At 56.2% G+C, this 1,308-nt stretch carries 1 protein-coding gene; it reads right to left on the bottom strand.

From position 1 onward, the window contains the following. Positions 1-6: 6 nt before the first annotated feature. Positions 7-1,212, bottom strand: coding sequence for an ISL3 family transposase (locus JQF37_RS31195; protein ID WP_130211659.1), 1,206 nt, complete (start codon positions 1,210-1,212; stop codon positions 7-9). Positions 1,213-1,308 lie beyond the last annotated feature (96 nt).

The following is a 1,308-nucleotide window of genomic DNA, read 5'->3' as shown; positions in this document are numbered from 1 at the left end:
GGTTCTTCACGGATTACCGGGAAAGACGCTCTTGATCTTCATGAAAAAGAATTCGCTATCCCGGTAACCGTACGCCATCCGCTTAATGACCTTTATTCGATTGTTGATGCCTTCCAATTGGCCCGTATGCATCGGCCAGCGAACACGACTGACGATGCCTCGCCAGTAACCCTTCAGTCGTTTGGCAAACTGGATCAGAGGTGGTATTTGGCTTTCATGAGCGTGGCGCAACCATTGCTGCCAGGCTGATCGCCAGCCCCAAGCGGTGCTCGGTGCCCAAAGCGTTTTGAGTTCAGCCTTCATCAAATAGACCGTCATCAACGCTTGGTTGGCCGCCAGCAGATCCTCCAAACGGACCTGTTGCTCCGGCGTTTTCAGGTTCTGCGGGTTGCGCAGCAACAGCCATCGCGCTTGCTTGATGACCTTTCGGGCAGGCTTGTCATGACGTAGCCGATTAGCTTCATCGACGCGGACTCGATCAATCACCTCTCGGCCATATTTGGCCACCACATGAAAGAGGTCGTAGACCACGCGCGCTTTTGGGCAGTGCTGACGAACCTCCAGGTCAAAGGCGGTGTTCATGTCCATCGCCACCGCTTCGATGCGAGCGCAACCCTCTGGCCCCAGCTCTTCGAAGAATGGCCTGATCGCCGCGCGGCTGCGACCTTCGCCAATCCAAAGCACTCGCCGGGTATCGGCGTCCAGCACGACGCTGGCGTAACGATGACCTTTGAACAGAGCGAATTCATCCATCACCAAGCGCCGTGGCTGCGCCTTTGGCAAAACACTCAACGCCACTTGCAAGGCTCGACGCTCTAGCAACCGAACGCTGTCCCAATGCAGACCGAACAGTTGAGCCACGTGTTTTGTGGGGAGACGCTCGCAGGCTTGAATGACCGCCTCGGCCAGGCGGCGCGTCATGCGGGCATAGCGATCCAGCCAACTGACCGCTTCCATGCGTTTACCACAGTCGCGACACCCAACACGCCGAAGCAAAACGCTGAGGCGCACTGCTCGGCCAAGAATGGGCAGATCGCGGATGACTCGTTGGCAATACTCATGCGTGGTCGAGCACGGTTTTTGGCAGCCGCTACAAGAGGGGAATTGGGTGGCGTGGGGTGTCAGGTCGATCTGTAGCGCATCGCCATCGGGCTTGATGGTGACGACAGAAAAGCCCTCCCAAAAGGGAAGGAAAGTATTAATATCGCGCATAAGAACGCCGGTTTGTTAGATGTGTTTGCTCGCACGAACATCATCAATCAAATCGGCGTTCTTGTTTCTGTGTTTCCCGGGATTCCGTGAAGAACC

It is taken from the genome of Pseudomonas sp. MIL9, from assembly GCF_016887925.1.
Taxonomy (GTDB): Bacteria; Pseudomonadota; Gammaproteobacteria; order Pseudomonadales; family Pseudomonadaceae; genus Aquipseudomonas; species Aquipseudomonas mohnii.
This window is presented reverse-complemented; position numbering and strand designations above follow the sequence as displayed.